Annotated in this window: 22 protein-coding genes and 1 pseudogene; 6 read left to right on the top strand and 17 right to left on the bottom strand. The window is 62.8% G+C overall.

The window, feature by feature from the left end:
* Positions 1–11 precede the first annotated feature (11 nt).
* Both D5400_RS18390 and D5400_RS18395 read right to left on the bottom strand, forming a co-directional pair.
* The gene (locus D5400_RS18390; RefSeq protein ID WP_126011504.1) at positions 12–665 is read right to left on the bottom strand and encodes an ANTAR domain-containing response regulator; all 654 of its coding nucleotides are present in this window, start codon (positions 663–665) and stop codon (positions 12–14) included.
* Positions 662–1,864 (bottom strand): transporter substrate-binding domain-containing protein, encoded by a 1,203-nt coding sequence (locus D5400_RS18395; RefSeq protein WP_126011506.1) that lies wholly within the window; start codon positions 1,862–1,864, stop codon positions 662–664. The genes D5400_RS18390 and D5400_RS18395 overlap by 4 nt, the downstream gene beginning before the upstream one ends.
* A 360-nt stretch (positions 1,865–2,224) precedes the next feature.
* Between D5400_RS18395 and D5400_RS18400 the strand changes: the two genes are divergently transcribed.
* Positions 2,225–2,986 (top strand): SDR family NAD(P)-dependent oxidoreductase, encoded by a 762-nt coding sequence (locus D5400_RS18400; protein WP_126011508.1) that lies wholly within the window; start codon positions 2,225–2,227, stop codon positions 2,984–2,986.
* Positions 2,987–3,257: 271 nt separating this feature from the next.
* On the top strand, positions 3,258–4,649 hold the full coding sequence (locus D5400_RS18405; RefSeq protein WP_126011510.1) for an NAD-dependent succinate-semialdehyde dehydrogenase: 1,392 nt from the start codon (positions 3,258–3,260) through the stop codon (positions 4,647–4,649).
* Positions 4,650–4,730: 81 nt separating this feature from the next.
* Here D5400_RS18405 and D5400_RS18410 read toward each other — a convergent pair whose 3' ends face one another.
* From D5400_RS18410 to D5400_RS18450, 9 genes and pseudogenes are all read right to left on the bottom strand, one after another.
* A complete protein-coding gene (locus D5400_RS18410) occupies positions 4,731–5,024 on the bottom strand; it encodes a YgaP family membrane protein (protein WP_245451353.1) in 294 nt (97 codons plus the stop codon).
* A gap of 16 nt (positions 5,025–5,040) precedes the next feature.
* Positions 5,041–5,898 carry an intradiol ring-cleavage dioxygenase gene (locus D5400_RS18415; RefSeq protein ID WP_126011512.1) on the bottom strand — a complete coding sequence of 286 codons (858 nt, stop codon included), beginning with the start codon at positions 5,896–5,898 and terminating at the stop codon, positions 5,041–5,043.
* Positions 5,899–5,903: 5 nt separating this feature from the next.
* Positions 5,904–7,688, bottom strand: coding sequence for an FAD-dependent oxidoreductase (locus D5400_RS18420; protein WP_126011514.1), 1,785 nt, complete (start codon positions 7,686–7,688; stop codon positions 5,904–5,906).
* A 2-nt stretch (positions 7,689–7,690) separates the two neighbouring features.
* Positions 7,691–8,779, bottom strand: coding sequence for a branched-chain amino acid ABC transporter permease (locus D5400_RS18425; protein ID WP_126011516.1), 1,089 nt, complete (start codon positions 8,777–8,779; stop codon positions 7,691–7,693).
* Positions 8,780–8,790: 11 nt separating this feature from the next.
* Positions 8,791–9,653, bottom strand: a pseudogene (locus D5400_RS18430) (branched-chain amino acid ABC transporter permease).
* Positions 9,650–10,360, bottom strand: coding sequence for an ABC transporter ATP-binding protein (locus D5400_RS18435; RefSeq protein ID WP_126011518.1), 711 nt, complete (start codon positions 10,358–10,360; stop codon positions 9,650–9,652). Before D5400_RS18435 ends, D5400_RS18430 begins: the two are co-directional and overlap by 4 nt.
* Positions 10,360–11,079 carry an ABC transporter ATP-binding protein gene (locus D5400_RS18440; RefSeq protein WP_126011520.1) on the bottom strand — a complete coding sequence of 240 codons (720 nt, stop codon included), beginning with the start codon at positions 11,077–11,079 and terminating at the stop codon, positions 10,360–10,362. The genes D5400_RS18435 and D5400_RS18440 overlap by 1 nt, the downstream gene beginning before the upstream one ends.
* Positions 11,080–11,132: 53 nt before the next feature.
* Positions 11,133–12,407 carry an ABC transporter substrate-binding protein gene (locus D5400_RS18445; RefSeq protein WP_126011522.1) on the bottom strand — a complete coding sequence of 425 codons (1,275 nt, stop codon included), beginning with the start codon at positions 12,405–12,407 and terminating at the stop codon, positions 11,133–11,135.
* Positions 12,408–12,450: 43 nt separating this feature from the next.
* On the bottom strand, positions 12,451–13,521 hold the full coding sequence (locus tag D5400_RS18450) for a maleylacetate reductase (RefSeq protein ID WP_126011524.1): 1,071 nt from the start codon (positions 13,519–13,521) through the stop codon (positions 12,451–12,453).
* Between the two features lie 103 nt (positions 13,522–13,624).
* Here D5400_RS18450 and D5400_RS18455 point away from each other — a divergent pair, with 103 nt between their 5' ends.
* Positions 13,625–14,575 (top strand): LysR family transcriptional regulator, encoded by a 951-nt coding sequence (locus D5400_RS18455; protein ID WP_126011526.1) that lies wholly within the window; start codon positions 13,625–13,627, stop codon positions 14,573–14,575.
* Positions 14,576–14,612: 37 nt separating this feature from the next.
* Here D5400_RS18455 and D5400_RS21655 read toward each other — a convergent pair whose 3' ends face one another.
* Positions 14,613–15,260, bottom strand: coding sequence for a BA14K family protein (locus D5400_RS21655; protein WP_245451354.1), 648 nt, complete (start codon positions 15,258–15,260; stop codon positions 14,613–14,615).
* Positions 15,261–15,442: 182 nt separating this feature from the next.
* Between D5400_RS21655 and D5400_RS18465 the strand changes: the two genes are divergently transcribed.
* The 3 genes from D5400_RS18465 to D5400_RS18475 all read left to right on the top strand — a co-directional run bounded on the left by D5400_RS18465 (position 15,443) and on the right by D5400_RS18475 (position 18,137).
* The gene (locus D5400_RS18465) at positions 15,443–15,895 is read left to right on the top strand and encodes a DUF3429 domain-containing protein (protein ID WP_126011528.1); all 453 of its coding nucleotides are present in this window, start codon (positions 15,443–15,445) and stop codon (positions 15,893–15,895) included.
* On the top strand, positions 15,892–16,869 hold the full coding sequence (locus tag D5400_RS18470; protein WP_126011530.1) for an NAD(P)/FAD-dependent oxidoreductase: 978 nt from the start codon (positions 15,892–15,894) through the stop codon (positions 16,867–16,869). The genes D5400_RS18465 and D5400_RS18470 overlap by 4 nt, the downstream gene beginning before the upstream one ends.
* Before the next feature lie 92 nt (positions 16,870–16,961).
* Positions 16,962–18,137: an acetyl-CoA C-acyltransferase gene (locus tag D5400_RS18475; RefSeq protein WP_126011532.1), complete on the top strand. Its 1,176-nt coding sequence runs from the start codon at positions 16,962–16,964 to the stop codon at positions 18,135–18,137.
* Positions 18,138–18,332: 195 nt separating this feature from the next.
* Here the strand turns inward: D5400_RS18475 and D5400_RS18480 are convergent, their stop codons facing one another.
* Genes D5400_RS18480 through D5400_RS18495 form a run of 5 tightly spaced genes read right to left on the bottom strand, consistent with a single transcriptional unit; the run spans position 18,333 to position 22,859 of the window.
* Positions 18,333–19,295: a 2-hydroxyacid dehydrogenase gene (locus D5400_RS18480; protein WP_126011534.1), complete on the bottom strand. Its 963-nt coding sequence runs from the start codon at positions 19,293–19,295 to the stop codon at positions 18,333–18,335.
* Positions 19,292–19,450 (bottom strand): hypothetical protein, encoded by a 159-nt coding sequence (locus D5400_RS21310; RefSeq protein ID WP_164527952.1) that lies wholly within the window; start codon positions 19,448–19,450, stop codon positions 19,292–19,294. The genes D5400_RS18480 and D5400_RS21310 overlap by 4 nt, the downstream gene beginning before the upstream one ends.
* 25 nt (positions 19,451–19,475) lie before the next feature.
* Complete coding sequence (locus D5400_RS18485; RefSeq protein ID WP_126011536.1) at positions 19,476–20,837, bottom strand: amidase; 1,362 nt, start codon at positions 20,835–20,837, stop codon at positions 19,476–19,478.
* Positions 20,830–22,245, bottom strand: a complete 1,416-nt coding sequence (locus tag D5400_RS18490) for a TRAP transporter large permease (protein ID WP_126011538.1) — start codon at positions 22,243–22,245, stop codon at positions 20,830–20,832. The genes D5400_RS18485 and D5400_RS18490 overlap by 8 nt, the downstream gene beginning before the upstream one ends.
* On the bottom strand, positions 22,242–22,859 hold the full coding sequence (locus D5400_RS18495) for a TRAP transporter small permease subunit (RefSeq protein ID WP_126011540.1): 618 nt from the start codon (positions 22,857–22,859) through the stop codon (positions 22,242–22,244). The genes D5400_RS18490 and D5400_RS18495 overlap by 4 nt, the downstream gene beginning before the upstream one ends.
* Positions 22,860–22,925 lie beyond the last annotated feature (66 nt).

Consider the following 22,925-nt stretch of genomic DNA (forward strand, 5'->3'; position numbering starts at 1 on the left):
CTCTTGGGGTTTTACGTCGCGATCTCGCGCCTTCTGTCGGGGCTTGAATCGCGCGGGTTCACCATCGCCCGCATCCGGACGAAGTGTTCGCAGAAGTCTTCCACGCTCACGCGGTTGCGCATGCTCATCCGGCGAAGCCGCGCGTAGGCTTCGTCGTCGTCCACATTGTCGGACCGCATGATTTCGATGACCGCCTTGATGACGTAACGGCGCTGGCGCCGCCGCGTTTCGTGCGTTTCCAGGCACTGTTCGAGCGTCTGCTTGCGGTTGAACGCGTTTACGCCGAGCACCAGTGCGGAATAGACCGTCGCGCCATGGACAGGCTTGCGAAGATAGGCGCTGGCGCCCATCTGCACGAGCTGCCGCAGGCGGCTGGGCGCCTCGACGCCGATGAGACCAACCACCGGCACGATCGGGTTCTCTCCGACCGTGGTGACGGGAATATCGAGCGGGCTGTCGAGATCGCCATCGACGAAGAGAATGTCCCGCCCAGCTTCGAGCGTTTCCGCGCCGAGATTGGCCTTGTCGCCCTCCAGCACCGCATAGGAGACCGACAGGCCGAGCTTCATCAAAGTGCGTTCGAGCATGTCGAGCGCGCGGGCATCGCGCGATACGATGGTCGCCCGGCATTGACTGAAATTCTGCACGAAGCGGGGAGCGGTCATGGCACAATCCTCAAATGCGGCCTCAGATTGGGCCTTTGGGTGGGCCCTGTGGATCGTCCTTGAGGTGAAACGGCGGGAGCTTGCTGCAGGGGCTGCGACGCGCGCACCATGTAGGGGTCGGGCCGAACGGCCGCGCGCGCTTCGGCAACGATGTCGAAGGCGCCGTCGGCTCGCGACCGGCCGAGGCGTGGCGTGAGGAAGGCGTGGTGGGTCTCGCGGTCAATCGCGACCCGGCCCTGTGGCGCCTGCATGGCGAGACCTGCGACGGCGGCATAGACATCGCCACACGCCTCCGATCCGGCAATCGCAAGCGCCTTGGCGAGCAAATGGGTTGCGATATAGGCCGCCTCGCCTTCAGCAGAGATCGCCGGCCCTTGTGGGAACCGAGCGCGATAATTTTCGACGAAGCGCGTGTTTTCCGCGCTTTCAAGCGTGGCGAAATAGACGCTGGAGCTTAGATGGCCGTCACGGCAGTCGACGGCGATTTCCGACAGGTCGGGTTCGGAGAGATTGCAGCTGGCGACCGGGTAGCGGGCGACCTGGTCGATGCCGCGCTCGACGCAGGCACGGCGGAATTTCTCGAAGAACGCGTAGGCCGAGCCGCCGATCAATGTGTTGAACACGAAGTCCGGCTCGCTTTCGAAGATCATGTCGATCACCTGGTCGACATCGCATTCGCCGACAGCCAGATAGCGCTCCGCAATCGTTACGCCGCCCTTGGCGTGGATGCAGTCGCGCAGGATGCGGTTGCTTTCCCAGGCCCAGATGTAGTTCGAACCGACGCAGAACGCCCGGGCGCCGTGATTGTCGATCAGATAGTCCACCAGCGGCGACATATGGTGATTGGGTGCAGCACCGGTGTAGACGACGTTGGTCGAGCTCTCGAAGCCTTCGTAATGGGTCGGATACCAGAGCAGCGCATCGTGCTTCTCGACGAGCGGTATGACCTCCTTGCGGCTCGACGAGGTGTAGCAGCCGACGATATGGCGCATCCCTTCATCGATCATCGCCTGGGCCGCGTCCGCATAGGCTGCCGGCTGCCCGGCTGGATCGCGGTGCACAGGCTCGAGCCTGATGGCGCCGTCGGCATTCACTTCGGCGCAGGCGAGCAATGCGCCGTTCAGCATGGAGCGTCCGACGGTGCCATAGGTACCGGTCGTCGAAACGAGTATGCCAATCGGGTATGTCGGAACCGTCATTCGCAATCCCAAAACAAAAATAGCCCGCCAGCACATGTGCTGCGGGCGGCATCGCCATTATCCTGATGTGAAAGCTTTGGCGCAAAATTGAGCATCCTTGCTCTGCGCCTAATATTCAGCTTCTCGCAACATCGTGATCTTGTCAAGCAACCCTTGGGTAAGATTTGCAGCGAAAATGCGCGCCAGGCGACACTTGCTTCCATGGGCGATTTCGCGGACATTACCCGGATTGCGGCTGCGACTTGCATCCGTCATCGGCCCAACGCTGTGCCGTCCGCACCAGAGCCCGCGCCTCGCGTCGGCGCTCTCGATGCAGGAACCGAACCATCAAAATCAGAACATTTTCAGAGGGAGATCATCATGGATCTGGGCTTGAAGGGACTGCGCGCCATCGTCACCGGCGGCACCAAGGGCATTGGCAGGGCAATCGCCGAAACACTGGCAGCCGAAGGTGCCGACGTCGCAATCTGCGCGCGCAGCGCCGGCGACATCGATCCGACGGTTCAGGCGTTGAAAGCAAAGGGCGTTCGCGCGACAGGGTCGGCTGTCGACGTGTCGGACGGCCCTGCGCTTCGGGATTTCGTCGCTTCCGTCGCCTCAGAGTTGGGCGGCGTCGATATCGTCATCGCCAATGTGAGCGCGCTCTCCATCGGGCCGGATGAGGAAAGCTGGCGCAAGTCGTTCGAGACGGACATGCTCGGTACAGTCAATCTGGTCGATGCGGCAATGCCGTATCTCGAGCAGAGCGGCAAGGCATCGATCATCACGATTTCGAGTGTCTCGGGCCGCGAGATCGACTTTGCCGCTGGCCCCTACGGCACAATGAAAGCGGCGATCATCCACTATACGCAGGGGCTCGCCTATCAGCTCGCCGGCAAGATGATCCGCGCCAATTCGGTATCGCCCGGCAACACCTATTTCGAAGGCGGTATCTGGCAGCAGATCGAGACCGGCAATCCAGAGTTGTTCAAGACCGCGCTCGGCCTGAACCCGACAGGGCGGATGGCGACGGCGCAGGAAATCGCGAACGGCACCGCGTTCCTCGCCAGCCCCGCCGCGAGCTTCATCACCGGAACCAATCTGGTTATCGATGGGGCACTGACGCGCGGCGTCCAGTTCTAAGCCCACAGATCGCCGCGAATTGACTTCAACGAAATACGCCTTCTGAGGCCTACGAGACGGCGCGTTCGTGAAGAGCGCGCCGCTTCTCGTTGTTGAGGCTCCCTACCCCGCCCCGTGGCACCGCAAGCATTCGTGTACCCCGCATACGCGCAAAAGTGGTGGGCGAGCTTTGCTGGAACCGTTTGAAGCCCTTCGTGTTGCTCACCCACCCCGACACGAAGGACGGCCCGTCTGTGATTGCTTGCCGGCTGGTCGATACAATGGAGACTTCATGAACGACCGCACGATCAAAACCGTCAATCCGCTCACGGGCCAGGAAATCGACAGCTACACCTACATGACGGACCATGAGATGACTTCAGCGCTCGAAGCCTGTCATGCAGCATTCGACCAATGGCGCCTGCGGCCGCTGGCCGATCGCGCCAAGATCATCTCGGCCATTGCCGACCGGCTGGAGCAGTCGACCGACGCGCTCGCTCAGTTGATGACCGACGAGACCGGCAAGTTGCTGAAGGACAGCCGCGACGAGGTGGCGCTTTGCGCTGCGATCTGCCGCTGGACGGCAAAAAAGGGTCCGGAAGCGCTGGCCGACGAGGAACGCGCGCTCAACGACGGGCGTCGCGGTGTGGTCAACTACAGCCCGATCGGCGTCATCTACGGAATCCAGCCCTGGAACTTTCCGGCGTACCAAGTCGTGCGGTATGCGATCGCAAACCTCATGGCCGGCAACGGCGTGCTGCTCAAGCATGCCGAAATCTGCACGGGCTCGGGCCTGATGCTGCGCGACATTTTCGAGGACGCCGGCCTGCCCAAGGGGCTCTTCACCGTTATGATCATCGACCATGACCAGTCCAACACCCTGATCGAACAAAAGCTGGTTCGGGGCGTGACACTGACCGGCAGCGAGAAGGCCGGACGCGCGGTCGCCGAAAAGGCCGGCAGCGAGCTGAAAAAGACCGTGCTCGAGCTTGGATCGAACGATGCCTATGTGGTTCTGTCCGATGCCGATCTCGAACTCGCCGTCGAGACCTGCGTTCAGGGCCGCATCTACAACAACGGCCAGACCTGCGTGAACGCCAAGCGGTTTGTCGTGGTCGACGCGATCCACGATGCTTTCGTCGAACGTTATGTCGAGAAGATGAAGAGCATCGATCTCGGCGACCCGAACGAGAAAGCGACGGGTCTCGGGCCCATGTCGCGCGAAGATTTGCGCGATGAGCTGCACGAACAGGTCAAGAAGAGCATCGACAATGGCGCGCGCTGCCTTACCGGCGGCGAAGTGCCAAAGCAGGACGGCTTCTTCTATCCCGCGACGGTTCTCGTCGATGTTGCGCCCGGCCAGCCTGCCTATGATGACGAGCTGTTTGGACCGGTGGCTTCGATCATCCGCGCCAAGGATGACGAGGACGCGATGCGCATCGCCAATGACAGCCGTTATGGCCTAGGCGGCGGCATCTTCTCCAAGGATGAGGCTCGTGCGCTCGAGCTCGCCCGCGACCATTTCGACACGGGCATGGTGTTCATCAACAACTTCAACGTCGCGACGCCGGAAATGCCCTTCGGTGGCGTCAAGGCGTCCGGCTATGGCCGCGAGCACGGCGGCTTCGGCATGAAGGAATTCGTGAACATCAAGGCGATCACGCTGCCCGCGAAAGCAGCCTGATCCGATTGTCCAAACCTGCGGGGCCGGCGATTGAACCGGCCCTGCCTAATCTTCTCCGGATCCAGTCCGTTTCGCGATCGATCAAACTGTCCGTGACGTCTTGATGCCCAGCAGGCTGTAGAGTGGGCATGTGCCGACCAGCGCCGTTACTGCAAAAATCGTCGCGATGGCGATCGACACCCAGTAGACTCCTCCATCACCCAAAGACTGAGAAACAAGGGCCACATAGAAGAGCGCGGCTGCCACGATGAGGCGCAGCGTGCGGTCAATCGTTCCCATGTTGGTCGTCATGTCGGTCTCCCGTTCTAGCTGTTCGGAAGACAAGTCTGACACGACGCTTGTCTGCGGATGATGCGTCAGATCAATTTCGCTCATGCGAATTGGGCCTGCTTCAGGCCTGCCTCTCCATCACGAAATCAAAAGTCGATCGCCAGTCGGTGTCGCCCTGCGCATTTTTCTCGATCGCCGCGATGAGCGATGCCTTGACACCGAAGACGGCGTCCGATGTCAGCCATTCGTCCCCTTCGACAAAGGTGTGGGTGACGATCGTTTCGTATCCGGGCGCAGTCACGATGAAGTGCATGTGCGCCGGGCGATTGGGGTGGCGGCCAAGGGCCTTCAGCATCTGGCCGACTGGTCCGTCGTCGGGGATCGGATAGGAGACCGGGCGAATGCCGCGAAAGCTGTATGTGCCGTCCGCACCGGCCACGAAGATGCCGCGGTTGTTCCACTTTGGCTGGATATCGGGCTGCTGGACGTCGTAATAGCCCTCGGCATTGTCGGACCAGACATCGATCGTCGCACCTTCGATGGGCTTGCCATCGAGATCGACGACCCTGCCTTCGAACAGGCAGGTCTCGCCCTTGCCGTCGAGGCAGATATTCGCGCCCATGTCGTAGCGCGGCGCATCTGGAACATGGAACGGGCCAAGCACGGTGTTTTCCGTAGCGCCCGAGGCTCGGCGATGGTTGATCGCGTCGACCAGCATGGAGACGCCGAGCACATCGCTCAGCAGGATGAATTCCTGCCGGTTGCCGTCGCACATCTGGCCGGTCCGCGTCAGAAAGTCGATCGCGGTCGCCCATTCGCCCTGCGTCAATTCCACGTCCTTGGCAAAGGCGTGGAGGTGCTTGACGAGCGAGGTCATCACGGTCGCCAGGCGTGGATCGATGTCAGCTGCCATGCGGGTGTTGACGACCTCCACCGAACGGGCTTCGGTGAAATAGTCGATACCGGTTTCTTCGCTCATCGAAGTCACTCCGCTGCCTGGCGCATCGCGATGCTGTTTCGATCGAGGATGGTCGACAGCACCCGCGTCAGTTCGCCCGCCGGGTCGGCGACCATCTCCTCGGCCCGCCAGGCGACGTGGTGGTCTGGCCGCACGAGCACGCAGCCACTGTCGCCCACTTCACGGGCACGCGCCCACTCGCCTTCATGGTCGACGAAAGCCCGGCGCGGGCCGATGACGACTGTTGCGATGTCGATGCCAAGCGCCTTGCCGGCCTTGGCCGCTGCAACGGCCCAGCCTTCGCCGGAAATACCGGTGAGGATCGTGAAGCGGCCCTTGCCGGTGAGATCGAGCGTCGAGTGCTTCTTGCCGGCATGGTCGTAGATCCAGCAATGGGGAATGCGCGCACCCGGCCAGGTGGTCGGCTGGTAGTGCAGTTCGGAATCGAGTTCGAAGGCCGGCTCCATCTGGCCTTCCGTCACCGCCGCGCTCGATTTGTACCGCTGGTTCATCTCCACGCCGTGCGCATCGAACTCGTACTTCTTGAAGGCGATCGCCTGGCGGATCGCTTCGCGCTGCCGCTCGGCCTGGGGTGTCGCGTCGCAGCGCGCATCCATCGAGGCCTGGATCTTCTCGACGTCGGTGCCGCCGGTCATGCCGAGCGCCTCGAAGATCGGGCCGAACTCGCCGATCGACTGGTTGGCGCGCGTCACGATCTGCTTGGCAATTGGCGCGCGTTCAACGGAGAAGGTCTCGAGGAGGCCGGGACCCGCTTGGCCCTTGACCACGGCGGCGAGCTTCCAGGCCAGGTTGAAGCCGTCCTGGATCGAGGTGTTTGATCCCAGTCCGTTCGATGGCGGATGCCGGTGGGCGGCGTCACCCATGATGAAGACGCGGCCCTTCTGCATGTGGGTCGCGTACATGTTGTTGACGGTCCAGGTGTTGGCCGAGATCAGCTCGATCTCAAGCTCCGGATCGCCGACCAGCTGGCGCGCAACTTCGGTGGCAAAGGCGTCGTCGACCACCGGGGCGGGCTGGTTGATGTCGTAGCCCCAGACGATCAGCCACTCATTCCACGGCCGCACCATGCGCACGAGACCCATGCCGATGCCGCCGACATCGGCGCCGGGCTGCATGACCCAGTAGAGCACCGAAGGTCGGTGCGCGACATAGCGCGAGAGATCGGCGCGGAAAAGGATGTTCATCGATCCGCCGACGCCCATCTGGCCCTCGAAAGGCAGGCCGGCATGCTCGGCCACGCGCGAATTGCCGCCATCGGCGCCGACGAGATATTTCGAGCGGATGGTGATTTCCTTGCCCGTCAGCCGGTCGAGGCAAGTGGTCGTTACGCCGTCTGCATCCTGCTCGTGGCGCAGATATTCCGTCGACATGCGCGGCTGCGTGCCGCGCGAGCAAGCCGTCTTGAAGAGGATCGGCTCCATGTAGGTCTGCGGCAGGTCGTTCATCATGCAGGGCGAGGACAGCTGGTGCTCGGCGCGCGAGAGCGGGTGGTTGCCCCAGCTCTTCATGCGGCCGATCTCCTCGCCGGCGAGGCTCTCGCAGAAGATGTTCTCGCCCATCAGCTCCTGCTCGGTGCAGTGCAGATAGGCCTCCGCCTCGACCTCGCGGCCGAGATCGCGCAGCACTTCCATGGTGCGCTGGTTGGTGATGTGGGCGCGCGGCGTGTTGGCCAGCCAGCGATAGCGGTTTACCACCATGTTTTCGACGCCATAGGTCGAGAGCAGCGCCGCGGTCGCCGAGCCCGCCGGGCCGGTTCCGATCACGAGCACGTCGGTCCTGATGTCAGCCATGTCTATTCCTCCCTGGAGGCGGATGGTTTGGGTGCGATGTCGCCGACGACGAGGCGCCGGCGGATGGGAAAGAGCTGCAAGCCGGTGCGATCACTGATCAGGCCCCATATGCCGCGGGGCGCAAACAGCATCACGACGATGCCGATGGTGCCGAGCGCGATCAGGTACCAGGTACCGTGTTGGGCCAGCATCGACTGGAGCAGAAAGAATACGATGACGCCGATGATCGGCCCCTCGATCGTGCCGATGCCGCCGATGACGACGATGAAGATGACATAGGCCGTCCAGTCATTGACCGAGAAGGCGGCGTCCGGCGAAATACGCGCCTTCTGCAGGTAGATCAGCGCGCCGGAGAGGCCCGTGCCGAAGGCGGCTGTCAGGAACACGAACCATTTGATGGGCGCGGCATCGACACCGACGGAGCGCGCCGCTTCGGAATTGTCGCGGATGGCTGCGAGCGCAAGACCGCGCTTGGTGCGGAGCAGCCAGTAGATGCCGCCTATGGCTGCAACCGCGAGTGCCAGCGCCAGCCAGTAGGCGAGGATGTCGCGCGCTGCGGGGTCGCGCACGTCGAAGAGCGTCGCGATCGCGCCGACAAACGGGATGGCATCCGTTGCCTCGCGCGGCAGCGAGGTGCCGGTGCCGCCGCCGACCGCACGCCACTGCGCGACCGAGAGGCGGACGACTTCGGCGAGCACCCAGGTGCCGATGGCAAAATAGGCGCCGTTCAGGCGAAAGGCGAAAAAGGCGAAAGGCACGGCGAGCACGAGCGCGGCCACGCCGCCGATCAGGATCGCCGTCAGCGGATCAACCGCACCGAGGATGACGGAGCCGAACAGCGCGTAGGCGCCGATGCCGACGAAGGCCTGCTGGCCGATCGAAACCAGCCCCCCGTAGCCGGCAAGCAGGTTCCAGAACTGCGCGAGAGTCAGCATGGTCAGGATGAAGAAGAGCTCCTGAACGAGGCGGCGCGAGGCAAAGGCGGGAAGCACGATGGCGACCGCGATGATGAGGACAGCGACCACCAGGGCGATGGTGGATGCGCGGGTGCGGGTTTCGACGGTGTAGGCGGGCATTGCGTGCATGGTCATGATGCGGCCCCTCAATCCACCGCCCGTGGGAATAGCCCGCGCGGCTTGACGAGCAGCACCAGCAGGAAGGCAATGTGGCCTGCCAGGATTTGCCATTCCGGATTGATCGCCGCTCCTACCGTCTGCGCGACGCCGATGATGACGCCGCCCGCCAGCGTACCCCACAGCGAGCCGAGCCCCCGATGATGACCGCCTCGAAGGCGTAGATCAGACGCGCTGGACCGATCGACGGATCGAAATTCGCACGCATGCCGAGATAGAGCGCGGCGATCGTAACGATCACCAGCGCGATCCCCGTGGCCTGCGCAAAGATGCGCGACGGGCGGATGCCCATGAGGCTTGCCGTCGTCGCGTCGTCCGACGTGGCGCGGAAGGCGCGGCCGAGCGCGGTGCGATAGAATATCTGGTTGAGGACGACGATTACCAGGACGGCCGAGGCGAAGGTCAGGAGCGGCATGACTCCGACATTAAGGCCTGCGACCTGCAGCGAGGCGGTGCCCATCTCGCCCGGAGGCAGCCGGCGCGTGTCGGCCGAGAAAGCCTCCTGCATGGCGTTCTGCAGCACGACCGAGATGCCGAAGGTGACGAGTAGCGGCGGCAGGATGTCCTCGCCGAGCACGCGGTTCAGCACCACGCGCTGCAGCACGTAACCGATCGCAAACATCAGCGGCAGCGCGATGGCGACCGCAAGAAACGGAGAGATGCCGAGCACCGAGACGATGACGAGGATGAGATAGGCTGCGAGCACGATCAGGTCGCCATGGGCGAGATTGACCAGCCGCATGATGCCGAAGACGAGGCTCAAACCCGCGGCGAAGAGAGCATAAAGTCCGCCCAGCAGAACGCCCTGCACGATCGTGTCGAGCCAGTTCATGCGTGCTGCACCCCGAAATAGGCGACGTGGATCGCCTCGCGCGTCAGCTCCTCGGGGCGGCCGGTCAGTGTGACCCGGCCTTCAATCATGCAATAGACCCGGTCTGCAACCTTCAGGGCCTGGCCAATATCCTGCTCGACGATGATCATCGAGGCGCCGCTTTCGCGGATGAGCGGAACGGCCTTGTAGATGTCCTTGATGACGACCGGCGCGAGCCCGAGCGAGATTTCGTCGCAAAGAAGCACATCCGGGTTGGCCATCAGCGCGCGACCGATCGCGACCATCTGCTGCTGGCCGCCCGAGAGCGCCGTTCCGGGATTGCGACGGCGCTCGGCGAGTATCGGGAAGAGCGCGTAGATGCGCTCCAGTGTCCAATAGCCGGAGCCCTTTCGCACTTGCCCGCCGATCAGGAGGTTTTCCTCGACGGTCAGCGACGGAAAGAGCCGCCTGCCCTCCGGCACCATCGAGATGCCGCGCTTCATCACTTCGTCGGCGGGCAGCGCGCCGATCTCCTCGCCGCGCAGGCGCACGGAGGCCGGTGCGTTGCGCAGGACGCCGGAGATGGAGCGCATCAGCGTCGTCTTGCCCGCTCCATTCGAGCCGATGATCGCGACGCACTCGCCCTCCCCCAATTCAATATCGACGCCGAAAAGCGCCTGGAACTGGCCGTAATGGGCGGTGAGACCGTGGGTGGAGAGAAGTGCCATCAGACCTCGATCCCCAGATAGATTTCGCGCACTTCGGCCGACGCCATGATCGCCTCCGGCTTGCCGATGCCGATGACCTTGCCGAAATGCAGGACCAGCAGGCGCTCCACCACCGAATTCAGCGCATGGAGCACATGCTCGATCCAGATGATGGTGACGCCCTGCGCGTGGATCGCCTTGATCGTCTCCACGAGCTCACCGCATTCGCCTTCCGTCAGGCCGCCAGCGATCTCATCGAGAAGAAGCAGCTTCGGATCGGTCGCGAGCGCGCGGGCAAGTTCGAGCCGCTTGCGCTCCAGAAGCGAGAGCGAGCCCGCAACGGTGTTGGCCTTGGCGAGCAGCCCCGTCTTGCGCAGCACCTCGGCGCAATCCTGCGCAACGTCGGCCTCCGACCGGTTGCGCCCGAAGGCACCGGCGACCAGCAGGTTTTCGAACACCGTCAGCTTGGAAAAGGGCTGCGGAATCTGGAAGGAGCGGCCCATGCCGGCGATGCAGCGGCGCATGGCCGGCGTCTTCGTAACATCTTCGCCCATGAAGCGGATCGTGCCGCTATCGGGCGCGATGTTGCCCGCGATCAGATTGAAGAGCGTGGACTTGCCCGCGCCATTCGGGCCGATGATGCCCAAGGCTTCGCCTTCCGCGACGTCGAAGGTGACGCCGTCGGCAACGGTGAGCGCGCCGAAGCTTCGATTGACCCTGTCGAGCGAGATGAGTGCCATGATGCCCTTCCGGCCTGATGCCCGGACGCACGATGCGTCCGGGCGTCTGCAATTCAGCCGATCGCTTCCATCGTGCCGGCGGTCGGGATGTCCGTCTGGCCGGTGTTGTCGACGATGACGAGGTCGTAGCCACCGCCATCGCGCAGGCGCCACTGGCCACCGACAAGCGGGGTCTTCGACACGTTCGCCTGGGCAAAGGGCGGCAGGCCGGCCCCATCAAAAGCGATGCGGCCGACGATCGTCTGCAGGTCGGATGCGGCGATGGCCTCGGCGACCGCATCGCGATCGGCGACATCGCTCGTCCGGCCCATCGCGTCGACGGCAAGTTCCAGGAGCGCATGGACGAAGCCGATCGGCTGGGTCCACTGGCGGCTGGTCGCTTCCGTATAGGCGGCCGCGACCTCACCTGCGGACAGGCCGTTTAGCGAGGACTTGAACGGATGGTTCGGCGACCACCAGACTTCCGACGACAGATTGTGCCCGGCATCGCCCAGCGCCTCGACAGCCTGCGGGAAGAGGATCGCCTTGCCGATCGACGCTGCCTTCGGGTTGAAGCCCTGCTGGCGCGCCTGCGTCCAGAAGGTCGTGAAATCGGGAGGGATCGGCACGCCGGTGACGATCTCGACATTGCCCTGCCGGAACGCGTTGATCTGCGCCGAGAAATCGTCCGTCAAATTCTGGTAGCGGCCCGGATCGATGAGGGTGAAGCCCTGACTTGCCAGCACCGGCGGGAAGCCGTTCTGCGCATCGCCCCAGGCGTTCCCGTCACCGTCGTTCGGGAACAGACCGCCGACGGTCTTGTTGGTCTCGAGCTGGTTCCACATGGCCGTGAAGACAGAGATGACGTCTTCCAGACCCCAGAAGAAGTGGAAGCCGTAGTCGAAAGGCCGCCAGCTGTCCGGCGCACCGGGGTTTCCTTGCTGGCCGATGAACCAGGGCTGCCACGGCGCGACGGTCGAGATGACCGGAATGCCTTCGGCCTCGGCGGTCGTCGTCACCGGGTTCGTCGTTTCCGGCGTGGAGGCGACCAGCATCAGGTCGACCTCGTCGGAGATGATGAGTTCCTGGGCAACTTCGGCGGCACGGTTCGGGTTCGACTGCGAGTCGCGCACGATGATCTCGAAATCAGCGGCGGCCGCGCTTTCTGCGAAGTTCGCGAGGATGAAATTGTCAGCCTCGGCAAAAGCGGCAAGCGGGCCGGTCTGCGGGCTCACATAGCCGAGCTTGATGCGCGCCCCCTGCGCGATTGCGGGCATGGGAAAGCTGCTTGCCGCGGCAAGCAGGCCGGTCGTGGCCGACGCCTTCAACAATGTGCGACGCGTAATCATGGTTTGGTTCTCCTCCCAAAAATGACTTGCCAAAGATGTTCGGTCAGAAAGCTGGCGGGTCTCCTGCCCAGGCAGCCTCCAGCAATTTCAAGATCTCGTCGCGGCTCACGGGCTGCGGGTTCCAGTAGGGCTTGGCCGCAGCAAGATCGGCGGCGCGCGGGAGATCGGCCTCCTTCATGCCTATCTCGCGCAGGCCAAGCGGCGCACCGAGCGATTTGGCAAAATCATAGAGCGCCTGCCCCGGTCTATCGCCGCCGAAGATGCGCGACACGGGTTCCAGCTCGCGACCCGCGGCGCGCGCGTTGAAGCCTATCGCATGGGCCAGCACGACCGCGTGCGTTTCGGCGTGCGGCAGATCAAACGAACCGCCGAGCGTGTGGCAAAGCTTGTGATGCAGCGCCATGCCGACCTGGCCGAGCACGGTGCCGCAAAGCCAGGCCCCGTAAAGCGTCGCTCCGCGCGCTTCGAGATCGTGCGGGTTGCGCATGACGTCAGGCAGCGACGCCGCGAAGGCTTCGAGCCCTTCGATCGCCATCAGCGTCGAGACCGGGTTCCGGTTTTGCGCATAGAGACCTTCAACGGCATGGGCCATGGCATTGAGCGCGCTCGTCACTGTCATCGCGACGGGCAGGCTGCGCACCAGCTCGGCATCGTAAAGCACGACTTCAGGCCGCACCTTGGGATCGGTGATTGTGGTCTTCTCGCCCTTTTCCGTCTGGCCCAGGATCGCCGTGACCTCGGAACCGGCATAGGTGGTGGGGATCACGATCTGCGGGAGTTCGGTGCGCAGTGCGATGGCCTTGCCGAGACCGGTCGTCGAGCCGCCGCCGATCGCCACGACGCAATCGGCGCGTACGTAACGGGCATGCTGCACGGCTTCCTCGGTGATCGCGACCGGCGTGTGCATGGCCGCTTTGGTGAAGACGCCGACCGCCGCATCGCCGATTTCCTGCGCCATCTCCATGGCCGCATCCGCCTGCGGCGGGGTCGAGAGCACCAGTGCGCGCGAGCAGCCGAGACGAGCGATTTCCTCACCCGTGCACCGACGGACACCCGGCGCAAAGCGGACGCGCACCGGCTGGCCCTCGAAAGCGAATTCTGGCTGGAAATGCATCCGATCCTCCTGCGCCGGTCCTCCAACCAGCACATGGGTAAACATTAGCGTAAACTACATACCAGCTTGATCAGTTTGCCGGTACATAACATAACTCGTTGCTATGAAACTTGACCCTCGTCATCTCGAAATCATTGCTGCCATTGTCGATCAGGGCGGCCTGACTGAGGGCGCAACGGCGCTTGGGCGCACCCAACCCAGCGTCTCGCGCACCGTCGCGATGCTGGAACAGCGCATAGGCGCACCGCTCTTCGAAAAGGGTCGGCGGCCGCTCGTACCGACCGAACTCTGCCAGGCACTTGCCGTCGAGGGCCGCAAGATCGGCGGGGCGGGCAAAACCGCATCCGCGATCGTCGGAACTTACAAGGCCGGACACCGCGGCATTGTGCGCATCGGAGGAACGCCAGTCTTCATGGATGGGGTGGTGTCATCGATCATCGCAGAGTTCCAGCGCGCTTCCCCACAGGTGCGGATCGAGCAATCCTATGCCTATGCGGCCGAGCTGATGTCCCTGCTCGATGCCGGCACGTTGGATCTCGCCGTCTGTCCATTGAACCCCGCCGCGGTTCCTGCCGGATTTTCATTCCAGCCGGTCCTGCCGGGCCGCAATGTCATCGCCTGCGGCATCAACCATCCGCTCCTCATGAAGCGACCGTTGCGCCTGACCGACATCGCTCCCTATGCGTGGATCGCCCCGCCTGCTTCGAGCCCGCTTTACCAGGACATGCGCCATGTTCTGGGCGAGATCGGCGTCACGGATTTCAAGATTTCATTTTCGGGTGGGTCGTTGGCATCGATCACCAACATCCTGTCGCAGTCGGATGTCCTAACCGTTCTGCCCTATTCCGTCGTGTTCATGGCACGTCGGCAAAAAATGCTGGCTGCGCTGTCTGTGCGGATCGGACATCCCGAACGAAGCCTTGGAATACTGACGAAAGGCGATATGGAGGTGCGGCCAGCCATCCGGCGCTTCAAGCGTTTCGTCGAAAGCGAGTTTCGAAACCTTGCCCAGCTGATCATGCAGCAGGAGCAGAATTCGCTCTGGCGAAGTTGACGGTCCGAGCTTTACTGCCGACCCGTCAACCTCTGCATCAGCATTGACGGCGCGGGCCGCCACCATAGGGCTGATAGGAATTGTCGGAGACGCGATAGGAACGGTAACGGCTTTGGCAATCGCTGATATGGCTCGCACTCAGACCACTGGCTATCCCTGAGATGCTGGCCGATTGAATAGCCGCCTCGCCGGATCGGTCGCCGACCTGCTCGTCGGCATAGGGCGATACGCATGTCTGCTCACCACCGCTATACGGCCGGTAGGTGTTCGTTTCTTCGCGATAGGAGCGGTAGCGATTGGCGCACCAGGCAACGTGTGCAGCTGGCAGTGCGGTCGGCTCGGATTGCTCAAGCTCGACGTCGCCCGAAAGGCTCGCCATCTCGTAGGAGCCGTCAGCACTTCCGCCGTCGAGCGACGGTGAACTGGCATCCGTTAGCGTGCCGGTGCTGGCCATCGCCATCATCACCTCATCGGGAGCCGCAACCGGGTCACCGATCCGCTCGTAATCCTGAGAAGCTGTGTCGACGCGACGCGGCTCGAGGGTCCAGATTTCAGCAACGTCACCGGCACGGGCAGGTTCGGCGACTGGATCGACTGCGAGGAAATAGGTTGCGACGGCGAGACCACCAACAAACATGCCGAGCGAAACAGTAAATCCTCCGAATATCGCGAGTAGATTTTTCATGGCGCATTCCCCATCAGTTTTCTGGAGAATGCACGCCAAGCGGGTCCGTTCCGAAATTTTTGGACCAATTTTCGACCGGGAGAAGTGCGCTGCAGTCAGGCGGAATCCGGCGCCTTGCACGGTGACGATGAAAATTCGGTCAACCGACTGATCGACCTTGCACATCCCAGCGTAATGCGGCCATGCAGACAGGTTCAGCCAACCCTCCGCTCCACGACTCTCAAACCCGCCTCATTGCCGTCGGGCTCACGGCCGCCGGCGGGTTGCCTTATGCGGGGGGACTCTTGGATGTGCTGATCGGCGACAGCGCTTGGCTGATGACGGTGCAGATTTACGGTGCGGTCATCGCATCATTCGTTTCGGGCATACACTGGGGCGCGGCGCTGTTCGCTTCGCCGCGCATGGCACCGTCGCTGCTCGTGGCAAGCAATGTCACGGCGCTGCTGGCGTGGATCGGCGCCCTCGTTGCACCCCAGCTCGGCTTCATTCTCCTGGCCGCCGTCTTCATCACGCTGCTTCTGATCGACCGGTTGCTTTACCGCGACGGCATATTGCCTCCTTGGTTCTTCCGGCTTCGCGTCGCCATTACCGCTGCCGTCGCCACGGCGTGCATTCTGCTTGGAGTGACTGCATGAAACGCATCGCCATCGTTGGTGCCGGCATCGGCGGGCTGACGCTCGCCCATGCCCTCAAGGAGCATTTCGCCGTCACCGTGTTCGAGAAGGGTCGCGGCGCCGGCGGGCGGATGTCGACGCGGCGGGAAGGCCGGTATGCATTCGACCACGGGGCGCAGTCCTTCACCGTTCGCACCCGGGCATTCGCCGACTGGCTCGAGCCGCTGCGTCACCGCAATCTGGTCGAGGAGTGGCGAGGACCACTCGTGACGCTTTCCCACGGCAAGGTGCTTGGACCGCGCCGGTCGAACGAAACTCACTACGTTGCAGTGCCGGGCATGAATGCCATCGCCAAGGCGCTGGCCGATGGTGTCGACCTTAGAAGCGGCGTCGATGTCGCGCCCATCACCTCGCAGAGTGGTCCTCACACCCTTCTCGATACAGAGGGAACAGTGCTCGGCGACTTCGACCTCGTTGTCTCGGCATCGGTCGCCCGCCACGCCCGGATGCTTTTCCCGGCAGCAGGCAAGGACACGCCGTTCATGACGGACGTCGCCATGCGGCCATGCCATGCCTTGATGGTGGCCTTCGACCAACCATGGACCGAGGACTGGATCGCAGCGCGCATCATCGATGGCCCGCTCGACTGGCTGTCCGTCGACAGCACCAAGCCCGGCCGAGACCGTTCGGTCACCACGTTCGTGGCGCAGACGAAAAGCGACTGGTCGCGGCACCACGTCGACATCGCCGCCCCCAATCTTGCGCCGCTGCTCTATGCGGCGCTCAAGGCTTCGCTGCCCGTCGACCTCCCGGAGGCGGCGCTCCTGAAGGCGCATCGATGGGGTGCAGCCTTCACCGACATGCGACAGCGCAGCGGTCCATGGCTCGATACCACGCAAGGCTTGGCAGCCACCGGCGACTGGACGGCGACGAACCGGATCGAGGACATTTGCCTCTCGGCCCTGGCGCTCGCGGAGCGGATCAAGGCCGCCTGACCATCAACGATTGGCCCCGCCAGGCCATCTGGTCACTCGGCGCCGCCGCGTCTATCTTCTCAGCCAATGGGTAGCCTGTGCTTGGAGAAGACATGACTGCAGATCCGATCGTGATCGTTTCGCTGGCGCGCACGCCGATGGGTGGCTTCCAGGGCGAACTTTCAAGCGTTGCCGCACCGGCGCTCGGCGCGACTGCCATCCATGCGGCCGTCGAACGTGCAGGCCTGGAGCCTGCCGACATCGACGAGGTGCTGATGGGCAACGTTCTTTCAGCCGGCGTCGGCCAGGCGCCAGCGCGCCAGGCGTCGATCGGCGCTGGGCTTCCGGAGAGCACGCCGGCAACCACGATCAGCAAGGTCTGCGGGTCCGGCATGAAAAGCGTGATGCTCGGGCACGATCTGATTGTTGCCGGCAGCGCGAACATTGTGGTCGCTGGCGGCATGGAGAGCATGTCGAACGCGCCCTACCTGCTCGACAAGGCGCGCAGCGGCTACCGGCTCGGGCATGGCCGCATGGTCGACCACATGTTTCTGGACGGCCTGGAAGATGCTTATGATAAGGGCCGGCTGATGGGGACCTTTGCCGAGGATACGGCGGAGCACTATCAGTTCACCCGCAAGGCACAGGACGACTACGCGCTCGCGTCGCTGGAACGGGCGCAGGCTGCCATCCTGGCCGGGCGCTTCGACGGCGAGATCGTGCCCATCGAAACCAAAGCGGGCAACGTTGCGATCGACGAGCAGCCCGGCAAGGCCCGTCCCGACAAGATCCCGTCGCTCAAGCCGGCCTTCCGCAGCGACGGAACCGTAACCGCTGCCAATTCATCCTCGATTTCGGATGGTGGCGCGGCGCTCGTCTTGATGCGGCGGTCCGAGGCAGAGAAGCGTGGCGTCGCGCCGCTTGCGGTCATCGTCGGCCACGCGGGCCACGCACGCCAGCCTCAATGGTTCACGACGGCACCCGTGGGTGCCGTGCAGTCGCTGCTCGACAAGATCGGCTGGCAGGCGGGGGACGTCGACCTCTACGAGATCAACGAAGCGTTTGCCGTCGTCGCTTTGGCCGCGATGCACGAGCTCGACCTCCCTCACGAGAAGGTCAACATCCATGGCGGCGCCTGCGCTCTTGGGCACCCGATCGGCGCGTCCGGTGCGCGCATTCTCGTCACCTTGCTGGCCGCCCTCCAGACCCACGATCTGAAAAGGGGCGTGGCGACGCTCTGCATTGGCGGCGGCGAGGCAACGGCAATCGCGGTAGAGCGCGTTTCCTGATCGATCATGGTTACTGCCAGCTGAACGGGCGCACGCCGCATGTTGCAACTTTGCAGCTTTTGAACCAAATCGATCCCGTTGGGGTTTGAACCCATTGCTTTTGAGCCCGATCCGACAACATTGTTGCTCATCAGCTTGGGGGCTGGGCAGAGAGGCTGGGGGCGTCTTTGCTGAGGGTCGAGCCGGCAGGAAACGTCAAGCGACGCGATCTGCCGGCTCCCTTCCCGCAAAAAATGCATCGAGATTATCCAACGCACGGTTGCCCATCGCGTCACGCGTCTCGAATGTCGCCGAGCCGATATGAGGCAGCAGGAACACGTTGTCCAAGGCCGCAATCTCGGGGTTGCCGCCCGGTTCGTCCTTGAAAACGTCCAGTCCGGCCGCGAACAATTTGCCTGATTTCAGCGCCTCGACGAGCGCGCGCTCATCGACCAGCGCGCCACGTGCCGTATTGACCAGGATCGCGCCGTCCGGCAGCAGCGCCAAGCGTTCGGCGTTGATCAGATCGATGCTGTCCGGTGTCGTCGGGCAATGCAGCGACAGCACGTCGGCCACGGCCAGCAACGATTCCACGCTGTCGTGGAAGATCGCTCCCTTTTCCAGCTCGACCGGGAGCCGGCGGCGATTGTGGTAGTGAATCTCCATGCCGAAGCCACGGGCGCGCTCGGCAGCCACCTGCCCCACGCGCCCCATGCCGAGCACGGCAAAACGCTTGCCGGTGACCTGACGCCCCACCATGAAAGCCGGCGACCAGAAATTCCATTTGCCTTCACGCACCATGCGGTTGCCCTCGGCGCCACGCCGCGCGGCGCCCAGCATGCACAACATTGCGATTTCCGCCGTTGCGTCCGACAAAACGTCGGGCGTGTTCGTGACGACGATCCCGCGCTGTTTCGCTGCCTTCAGGTCGACATGGTCAGTCCCGACGGAATGGTTGGCAATGATCTTCAGGCGATCGGGCAGTTGCGCCAGCACGTCGGCGTCGAACCGCTCCGAGTGGCAGGGCAGCACCGCGTCCACGCTTTGGCAATGGTCGAGCAGTTCCTCGCGCGAGAAGACATGGTCGTCTGCGTTGAGCTGTACGTCGTAGTCACGCGCAGCACGCTTAAGCACGGCATCCGTCAGCCGCCGCGTGATGAGGAGCGATGGCTTGCTCACCGGGCGCGATTGGAAGGCTTGAAGAAATCGTAGACGGCCAAAATCAACGTGAAGACGATGAGAATACCGAGATCCAGACGCGGCACTTCAAACAGCAAGATGCCCAGAAAGGCGCAAAGCGCGACGATCGCTATGAGTGCCACCAGCTTGCTCATGAACTTCTTTCCCTTTTCTTCGACATCAGGCAGCATCTGCCTGTTTGACGTGCTCGACAAGCCAGCGCGCGGTCCTGAGCAGCCTGCCGTCTCCGTCGCGTGGTCCGACCAGCTGCAGGCCCATCGGGAGGCCGTTGCCGGCGGCAAAGATCGGTATGCTGACCGCAGGTGTGCCGCAAAGCGTCCACACGCTGTTGAAAATCGGATTGCCCGTCGTTTCAAAGCCCTTCGGCGCGGGGCCGGTGGCCGCCGGCATGATCATGGCGTCGCACCGTTCGAAGATTTCGCCGAGCGCACCGTTCAACAGCGCCGTCCAGTCAAGTGCGGCGATGTAGTCGCGCGCTGGCAGCGATTTGCCCTCGCTCATCAGCGTCTTCACGGAAGCCGGAAGATTATCTCCACCGCGCTTTTCATAGGGGTAATACCATTTGGCCATCTCGGCGGCGTAGATCGTGCGGTGTTGCTGGAGCGCTTCTTCGAATGCCCTCGGGAGCGCGACTTCGAAACACTGCTCGCCCAGGAACTCCACAAGCTCCACCACCGCCTCCTGCATTTCCGGCTCAGCCTGATCCCAGCCAAACGGCCGGACGAAGGCGAAGACCGGCTTTAGTGGCGGCTTGGCACTGGCTGTCTCGTAAAGGCGCGGCGAAGGGATCGGGCTTGTCGCAGGATCGAGAGGATCGTGCCCCGCCAGCACATCGGCGAGCAACGCGGCATCTTCGACCGAGTGGCCGTAAACTCCGATTGTATCGAGCGTTGGTGCAGACCGCAGGACGCCGGTACGCGGCACCATGCCGAAAGTCGGCTTGAACGCGGTGACGCCGCAATAGGAGCCGGGCCGGATGATCGAGCCACCGGTTTGCGTACCGATCGACAGCGGAACCATGTTGGCGGCAACGGCTGCGGCGGATCCGGACGACGACCCACCGGGTGTGTGCTCGGAATTGTGCGGGTTGGTCGTCTTGGCAGAGTTCAGGAAGGCAAGTTCGGTCGTGACCGTCTTGCCCATGATGACGGCGCCCGCCTGCTTCAGGCGCGCGACGATGAAGGCATCCTCCCGCGGAACCCGCCCACGATCAAGCGCCGTGCCGTTTTCCGTAGGGATCTTGGCCGTGTCGATGATGTCCTTCAGGCCAACCGGCAAGCCGTGAAGCGGCCCGATGGGACGCCCTTGTTTTCGCTTCAGATCGAGAGCTTCGGCTTGCTTCAAGACGTGGTCGGAGTCGAGCCAGGCCCAGGCCTGAACCTCCGGCTCACGCGCCGCAATTACTTCGAGGCAGGCAGAAGCCAGATCGACGGCCCGCAGAGCTCCGCTTGCCAGCCGATCTCGCAGGGCAACTGCTCCCAAAGCAATCAATGCTTCGGGAGCTGCTTTACGCTTAACCATAGACGAGACCCGGCAGCCAGAACACGATTTGCGGGAAGACGTAGACCAGCACCATCGCGATGATGACCATCACGAGATATGGCATGCATCCCTTGAAGATCTCCGTCAGCTTCACTTGAGCAGGCGCTATGCCTTTCAAGTAATAGGCGGACATGGCCATCGGTGGTGTCAGGAACGATGTCTGCAGGTTCAGAGCCACGAGAACGCCGAAGAAGAGTGGGTCCACGCCGAACTGATCCAGCAACGGCAGGAAGATCGGAACGAAGATGATGATGATTTCCGACCACTCCAGCGGCCAACCCAAAAGGAAGATGATGAGCTGCGCCAGGATGAGGAAGGTCACCGGGCTCAGGTCCAGACCTTCGACGAAGTGAGCGATCAGGTTTTCACCGCCGAGATAGGAGAACACCGACGAGAAGGTGTAGGAGCCGACGAACAGCCAGCACACCATCGCCGTCGTGCGGACGGTGAGGTAGACGGACTCCCGCAGTCTCTGCCATGTGAGCGCACGGTAGACGACGGCGAGAAACAGGCCACCCAAAGCACCGATGGATGCCGCTTCCGTCGGGGTCGCCAAGCCAAACAGGATGGAGCCCAACACCGACAGGATGAGGAAAGCCAGCGGCACGAATGACGTGAACACCATGACCAGAAGCTTGCCGAGCGGCACTTCCGGAATTTCACCGGGCGCAGGTTTCGGCGCGACATGCGGCTGGGCGATCGACCGGCTGACGACGTAGATCAGGTAAAGGCCCGTGAGCAGCAGACCAGGCAGAAGCGCGGCTGCATAAAGACGGACGATCGAGACACCAGATGCCGCCGCATAGACGATCAGCATGATCGATGGCGGAATAAGGATGCCGAGCGTTCCACCGGCGCAGATGATGCCCGATGCGAAGGAGTGGTCATAGCGGGCGCGCAACATGGCAGGCAGTGCGAGCAGGCCCATCAGCGTGACAACGGCGCCGACGATGCCCGTTGCAGTCGCGAAGAACATGCAGGTGATGAGCGCCGCGACGCCCAGCGACCCTGGAATATTCTTGGCTGCGATGTTCAGCGTGGTGAACAGCCGCTCGACGATATTCGCGCGCTCGACGATGTAGCCCATGAACAGGAACAGCGGGATCGCCGTGAGAACCTCGTTCGACATGACCGTATAAGTCTGGTTGACGAAGAGGTCGAAGATCCGGTTCGTGAAGAACCCGTCTATCCATAAGCGTATCTGCTCGAAGATGCTCGCATCTTCCGCAAGGCGATTATAGGTGCGCCACATGCGGGACGGATCGAAATAGGCGTAGTAGCCAAATCCGATGCCCATCGCCATAAGCGTGAAGGCGATTGGAAATCCAAGGAACACCAGGAAAATAAAAATTCCCAGCATCGCGATTGCAATTTGGGGGTCGGTCATCGAGCCGCTCCATCGGGGCCAACGCTTGGCGTTTTATCGACCGAAGTGAGATTCGGATTGGTTTCACGCGCGAGGAGTTGTTCGGTTTCCATCACGTCTTCTTCTGGCTCGCGCCAGTAGCCTTCCCGTCGGCACAAGATGCAACGGCAGACCTGAGCGATACCCTGAATGAACAGAAGGATGCCGGCTGCGACGATGATGGTCTTGAACTGGTAGATCGGGATACCGGCCGGGCTGTTGATGCTGACCTCGCCATAGCTCCACGAGCGCGAGGCGTATTTCCAACCGGCGAGAATGAGAGCCAGGATGCCCGGAAAGAAGAACAGGAAATAGAGAACGAGCTCGACCGTCGCCTGGGTCTTGGGCGTCCATGTCCGGTAGACGAAGTCGCCCCGCACGTGCCCGCCACGGGACAGTGTGTAGGCCCCGCCCATCATGAACAGCGCGCCATACATGATGAACGACACGTCGAAGGCCCAGGGCGTCGGGCTGTTGAACATGTATCGAACCAGAACTTCGTAGCCCATTCCGAATGACATCATGATGATCAGCCAGCCGAAAGCCTTGCCGAACCATGCAGATAACGCATCGGCGAAATTGATGAACCGAACCATGGGATTCCCCGGAAGGTGGGTTGAAGAAGCCCGGCAAGGTGCGAACACGATGCCGGGCTTCGATAT

This window comes from Georhizobium profundi, from assembly GCF_003952725.1.
Lineage (GTDB): Bacteria > Pseudomonadota > Alphaproteobacteria > Rhizobiales > Rhizobiaceae > Georhizobium > Georhizobium profundi.

What these genes read in the sequence shown, in the direction of transcription:
- D5400_RS18395 (WP_126011506.1), bottom strand. Translation starts at nt 1,864, where the DNA reads ATGACGGTTCCGACATACCCGATTGGCATACTCGTTTCGACGACCGGT.
- D5400_RS18490 (WP_126011538.1), bottom strand. Translation starts at nt 22,245, where the DNA reads ATGACCGACCCCCAAATTGCAATCGCGATGCTGGGAATTTTTATTTTC.
- D5400_RS18415 (WP_126011512.1), bottom strand. Translation starts at nt 5,898, where the DNA reads ATGAGCGAAGAAACCGGTATCGACTATTTCACCGAAGCCCGTTCGGTG.
- D5400_RS18435 (WP_126011518.1), bottom strand. Translation starts at nt 10,360, where the DNA reads ATGGCACTTCTCTCCACCCACGGTCTCACCGCCCATTACGGCCAGTTC.
- D5400_RS18470 (WP_126011530.1), top strand. Translation starts at nt 15,892, where the DNA reads ATGAAACGCATCGCCATCGTTGGTGCCGGCATCGGCGGGCTGACGCTC.
- D5400_RS21310 (WP_164527952.1), bottom strand. Translation starts at nt 19,450, where the DNA reads ATGAGCAAGCTGGTGGCACTCATAGCGATCGTCGCGCTTTGCGCCTTT.
- D5400_RS18390 (WP_126011504.1), bottom strand. Translation starts at nt 665, where the DNA reads ATGACCGCTCCCCGCTTCGTGCAGAATTTCAGTCAATGCCGGGCGACC.
- D5400_RS18485 (WP_126011536.1), bottom strand. Translation starts at nt 20,837, where the DNA reads ATGGTTAAGCGTAAAGCAGCTCCCGAAGCATTGATTGCTTTGGGAGCA.
- D5400_RS18475 (WP_126011532.1), top strand. Translation starts at nt 16,962, where the DNA reads ATGACTGCAGATCCGATCGTGATCGTTTCGCTGGCGCGCACGCCGATG.
- D5400_RS18410 (WP_245451353.1), bottom strand. Translation starts at nt 5,024, where the DNA reads ATGAGCGAAATTGATCTGACGCATCATCCGCAGACAAGCGTCGTGTCA.
- D5400_RS18495 (WP_126011540.1), bottom strand. Translation starts at nt 22,859, where the DNA reads ATGGTTCGGTTCATCAATTTCGCCGATGCGTTATCTGCATGGTTCGGC.
- D5400_RS21655 (WP_245451354.1), bottom strand. Translation starts at nt 15,260, where the DNA reads ATGAAAAATCTACTCGCGATATTCGGAGGATTTACTGTTTCGCTCGGC.
- D5400_RS18440 (WP_126011520.1), bottom strand. Translation starts at nt 11,079, where the DNA reads ATGGCACTCATCTCGCTCGACAGGGTCAATCGAAGCTTCGGCGCGCTC.
- D5400_RS18445 (WP_126011522.1), bottom strand. Translation starts at nt 12,407, where the DNA reads ATGATTACGCGTCGCACATTGTTGAAGGCGTCGGCCACGACCGGCCTG.
- D5400_RS18400 (WP_126011508.1), top strand. Translation starts at nt 2,225, where the DNA reads ATGGATCTGGGCTTGAAGGGACTGCGCGCCATCGTCACCGGCGGCACC.
- D5400_RS18420 (WP_126011514.1), bottom strand. Translation starts at nt 7,688, where the DNA reads ATGGCTGACATCAGGACCGACGTGCTCGTGATCGGAACCGGCCCGGCG.
- D5400_RS18425 (WP_126011516.1), bottom strand. Translation starts at nt 8,779, where the DNA reads ATGACCATGCACGCAATGCCCGCCTACACCGTCGAAACCCGCACCCGC.
- D5400_RS18405 (WP_126011510.1), top strand. Translation starts at nt 3,258, where the DNA reads ATGAACGACCGCACGATCAAAACCGTCAATCCGCTCACGGGCCAGGAA.
- D5400_RS18465 (WP_126011528.1), top strand. Translation starts at nt 15,443, where the DNA reads ATGCAGACAGGTTCAGCCAACCCTCCGCTCCACGACTCTCAAACCCGC.
- D5400_RS18450 (WP_126011524.1), bottom strand. Translation starts at nt 13,521, where the DNA reads ATGCATTTCCAGCCAGAATTCGCTTTCGAGGGCCAGCCGGTGCGCGTC.
- D5400_RS18455 (WP_126011526.1), top strand. Translation starts at nt 13,625, where the DNA reads ATGAAACTTGACCCTCGTCATCTCGAAATCATTGCTGCCATTGTCGAT.